The organism is uncultured Thiodictyon sp., from assembly GCF_903828115.1.
GTDB lineage: Bacteria > Pseudomonadota > Gammaproteobacteria > Chromatiales > Chromatiaceae > Thiodictyon.
Window position 1 is genome coordinate 1 of the sequence record NZ_CAIKKU010000578.1, and the last position, 4,670, is coordinate 4,670.

Sequence of the window (4,670 nt, forward strand, 5' to 3'; positions counted from 1 at the left end):
ACAACCCAACCTGCTGTCTAGTGATGCGTTTACCCGACATCTGCGCGCCTTCCCGCGGCAAAAAAATGTCCGGCAGCTTACCTCTGACCGGCCAAGATAGTTGTCACTGACCGGTCAAGATAATTGTCACTAAACACCGTGTTCGGGAATCCGGCGGCCCGCGCTTCGGCCGCGGCCTGGGAGGTGCCCCGGCTCTACCTCAAACCCGCCGCGGCAGGATCGGCACCAGGGCCTCCGACGGTCGAGGCCTTGCGGTTCTCCACCCGCAGTCCGCGGGTGCGCCCTTCGGGCTAGCCCTTCGCCTGGAGCCGGGTCATTTACCTGCCTCCTCAGATACCGTATCGTGAAATCCAATCATTTGGGGGGGTGGCCATCTTGCGTGCGCTCGTCGGGAGAATCTCTGCTCGCTGCCCTTGGTTTCGATTGGGGAAGCTGGCGATCTGTCTGTTGCTCCCTGCGCCGCCCCTGCCGGCCGCGCCGGTGTCTGTCGTCGCCTGGCAGCCCGCGCAGTACAACCCCGCCCCTCTGCCAGATGACCTGATCCTCCCGCTCCCCTGCGGCGGTGCGATGGCCTTCCGCCCGGTGGCGACGGGGAAGCCGCCGAAGGGCGTGGCGGGACTGCCCCCGGAGCTTCAGCGACTCTACGGAGTGACAGGCCGGTTCGATCCATTCGGGGAGGGCACCGGACATATGCTGATCGGCAAGTACGAAGTAACTCGGCTGCAATATCAATCCGTCCAGGCGATGACCCGCGGCCTAGCATGTCCAAATCGCGATGACCGGTCCGCTCTGCCCCAAGCGGAGGTCAACCGCCACGACGCAGAGGGCTTCACCGCCGACCTGTCCCAGTGGTTGGACGAGCAGAAAGACAAGCTGCCGGCCTGCACGACGGGTCTTACGCCCTGTTTGCCCAGGGTCGATGGGGTTGGCGCCACGGTGCGGTTGCCTAGTAAGGACGAGTGGTCTTTCGCGTCGCGCGGCGGCCTCTTGGTCGGTGCCACCGAATTTGCCGGGCGTGCCTACCCCATGCCGAATGGCTTGGATCGGAGCGTAATCGCTAAGCGCCAGGGTGGAAGCGAGGCAGCGCCAATTGGCGGCCTACGCGCCAACCCGCTGGGACTGCACGACACGCTCGGCAACGTCGAGGAGATCATGCTCGACCTCTACCGGGTTGATGGGGCGCCTGGCGAGATCGGCGGCTATGTGGCGTGTGGGGGCAGCTTCTACTCCGAGCCTGCGGAGATCGCTGTGACCTTGTGCCATGAGGTACCCTTGCTCAATAAGACCAGCGACACCGGCTTCCGGGTGGTCGCGGCGGTGCCGGTCTACACCTCGGGTCAGCGCCTTCGGGACGTCCAGCAGCGGGAGGCGGCCGGGAAGGCGCCGGCCATGGCGTCGGAGCCACCAGCTTCATCGACTCCCGCGAGTGCGAAACCGAGAATACTCCTCCCCTTTAAGCCTGATATGGTCGAGTTGCCTGGCGGGAGTTTTCTAATGGGCTGCGCCCCTGGGGACGGCACCTGCCACGACGAGGAGAAACCGGCCCATCGGGTCTCGATCCGCCCCTTCCGCATGGGCAGATACGAGGTGACTCAGGCACAATGGCAGACGGTGATGGGTGAGAATCCCGCCCGCTTCAAAGGAGACGACCGGCCCGTGGAACAGGTCTCGTGGGATGACGCCCAGGCATTTCTCGCGACCCTGAACACCAAGGCCGCCCCCAATAAGCCATACCGCTTGCCGACCGAGGCCGAATGGGAATACGCCGCTCGCGGATTTACCCAGACCCTGTATTGGTGGGGCGACGCCATCGGGAAGGGCAGTGCCAACTGCATGGGCTGCGGCAGCCGCTGGGATGGCAAGGAGACTGCCCCTGTTGGCTCGTTCAAACCCAACCGCTTCGGACTCTACGACACCACGGGTAACGTATGGGAGTGGGTGCAGGACTGTTGGCATTCAGGCTATAGCGGCGCGCCCGCGGACGGCTCGGAGTGGCGAGACAAGTGCGCGTTGACTAAGAAGTTGACTCAGGAAGATGCGATACGTAGGGATTACCAAAGGCGCGCAGGACCTTTAGAGATCGTAGACCAAGACAAGCAGTCAGCCGTGCAACCGCCACGCATCGCATTCGCTCCAATAGTTCTCCGCGTGCTGCGTGGCGGGTCTCTAGCTCACAGCCCAAAGCAAGTGCGAGTGTCGGGACGCGATTTCTTGGAGCCGACCTCCCGAGGCGCGCATATCGGTTTGAGGCTCGCCCAAGACCTCTAGCGCTTGCGCTTACCATGTGATGCCACTGTCGGACCGAATCACCCTGAAGCCGGCCGCTGCGCCCTGAGCGAACCCCGGGACCACGTGCCGCGCGCTGGACCCGCCCGGGACCTGGAAGCTAGACCACGGCGCCGATGCTCAGACATTCAGGTTGCCGGGTGCGCATACACTGACCGGGACTCGCCCGCCAGGCGCGGAGCGAGCATCCGGCCCCGTCTCGCGGGCAATCGTCAGGGCCTTGTGCCGCTCGATCCTGCGAGGTTACCGCCCTGGGTGTCGCGCTCCCCTTCCACCACGGGCCGACGGTGCGCCCTGGCGGTCGCGTGCATAGCCCTGGGGCCGCATCCGCTGGGGTTGGCCGGCGGATTCGACGGGGCGGGCTAATTTAGTTGAGCCCCGCAACGGTAGGGCGGCGATGCCCCCACACGCCGATGTGTCTACCAGTCCGCGGGGTTCTTCGTTCCCGTCAGCAAGACCGCCGGGTAGTGACCCGCCACGGTGCCGACGGGCACCCTTGAGCTTGCCCCCTGCCTGTTCCAGATGCAGGCGCGCACCCTGGCAGGTTCGGCTGGGGAGGCTCGCCGTGGCTCCCTACCGGATACCGAACCAACCGGCGCAACTGGTGCCGCCGATCTGGGGCGCGTGCCTTGGGCTGGCCCTGGCGAGCGTGACCGGGTGGCGTCGGCCGTTTTGCCCGGACCTCGACCCCAACCGCACGCCAGGGTGGCAGCACCCTGGATGGGTCATTCGCGGTCGTGGTCCCCGGTACCAGGGCTCGGGGGCCAGGTGCAGGCGGTCCGGCAATCGCTAGGACCTCAAGCGCTCGGGCTCGGCGACAATCTCGGCGAGCCGGGCGCTCGAAGTCCGAAGGGCGGATGCCCGATAGTGCGATCCGCCAGCCGGTCGGCGGAACCTTCTGCGGAGTTCCGCCCTACGCGGGCTATTTCTTCTTGTCGAGTTTCTTGAAATCCCGGTGCGTCGATTTCAGGGCTTTCTTGACCTCCTTGATGTCTTCCGCCGCCAGCAGTCGCTCGGGCGGCGTCCCGGAAATCTCGATCATCGTCTCGCGCACCTTTTTCCCAACCGTCTCCGCCGTGTATTCTGCCGACGCCTGGCCTTGCACTCCGTCCAGCTTCAGCTTTTCCTCGGTCTGCGTAATCCGGAAAAGGTTCGCCGCAAGCTCCGTCTTGCCCATGAAATCCAGCGGCGAGCGGTGACTTGGTACGTTCTTGAGGTCCCGTAGTTTCGCCAGGCTCATGTTGTACATGCCTCGATAGCCAGCTACCTGGAAAAACGCGTAGTTCTCGACTCCAGCCTGCTTCGCCGCCCCGTGCAGCAACTTCTCGCGGTCGCTCACATCCTCACGGATTAACACCCGCTCTACATCCTGCGCCTCTTCGACGTAGCGTTGGAAGGCCACTGCGAGCGTCGCGAAGTACGCCTGCGCCAGCGCGACCTGTTCCTTCCGCGGGTCTGCATTCATCGCGACCAGGTAGCACGCAAACCGTGAAAGCCGGTAATCGGGTGCGGCCTTGCCGTCGATGTCACGCGGGGACTGCACAAAATTCCCCATGACATCAATATTCAGCGCCACACACGCGGAAATTGCCCGGTTGATAGCGTTCCAAAACGCCGTGCGCGACTCGTAACCCAGTGCCTCCATAAGCGCACTAGCCCACCAGTATCGGAAGCCGTTCTCGCAGGCGAGATCGTCAAACGACAGCCGGCCGTCTTCAAAATGGAAAATATCGTGCGGCGTGGACATCGGGGACTCCTTAAGGGAGGGCGGTAGCGCCGATGATGCCTGAGTTCGGAGGGACTGTCAGGACCTTTAGCCGCTCGCGCAGGTGGAGAGGCGGCCGGGTGGAGCGGGTCGGACGAGTTGGGGCCCCTCGATCCGGGGCGCGTGCCCTGGGAGGTTGCGCCGGCCGTCGAGCGCCGGAACTGTCGCAAGCATCGGGCTTGAGGAACGCACCGCCACGGGCGCGCCACGGCTTCACCAGGGCCGCCCGGTGCATGGCAAGACCTCGAACGCTGCCAGCGGGGCCGGTGGCGATCAGGATGCAACCGCCCGGCGGCGCTCCCTATTCAGCACGGCGCCGACGGTGCCGCCCTTGAAGTTGCCCGGGGTCCCGCTCCCGGCCGCCCTGGCGGGCGCGTGCATGGCCCTGGGGGCGTACCGAGCATGGGGGCGGCCACCTTCACCGGCGGCCAACGACAGCCATACACAGCGCCGGAACCCAGTCGGCCATCATCGGGCTCGCGCATTGCATTTAGCACCATCCGTTCCATAGGCGCACCCTATCAATAAGGGGTCTGCGTGTACGGACCGGCGGGTGTGTATGGGCGGTGCAGTGCCGTCGATAGGGAATCAAGCCGTTGATTCGATAGCCCCCAGAACT

The 4,670-nt window shown here is 64.9% G+C and carries 2 protein-coding genes; one reads left to right on the top strand and one right to left on the bottom strand.

All coding sequences use genetic code 11. The annotated features are described in order from the left end of the window. Positions 1-690: 690 nt before the first annotated feature. On the top strand, positions 691-2,268 hold the full coding sequence (locus QZY48_RS21880; protein WP_295435127.1) for an SUMF1/EgtB/PvdO family nonheme iron enzyme: 1,578 nt from the start codon (positions 691-693) through the stop codon (positions 2,266-2,268). Between the two features lie 940 nt (positions 2,269-3,208). On the opposite strand, the gene QZY48_RS21885 is transcribed toward QZY48_RS21880, so the two are convergent. Further along, a complete protein-coding gene (locus QZY48_RS21885) occupies positions 3,209-4,033 on the bottom strand; it encodes a hypothetical protein (protein WP_295435128.1) in 825 nt (274 codons plus the stop codon). Positions 4,034-4,670 lie beyond the last annotated feature (637 nt).

Coding starts and splice junctions, on each gene's coding strand:
- QZY48_RS21885 (WP_295435128.1), bottom strand. CDS start 4,033: ATGTCCACGCCGCACGATATTTTCCATTTTGAAGACGGCCGGCTGTCG.
- QZY48_RS21880 (WP_295435127.1), top strand. CDS start 691: ATGCTGATCGGCAAGTACGAAGTAACTCGGCTGCAATATCAATCCGTC.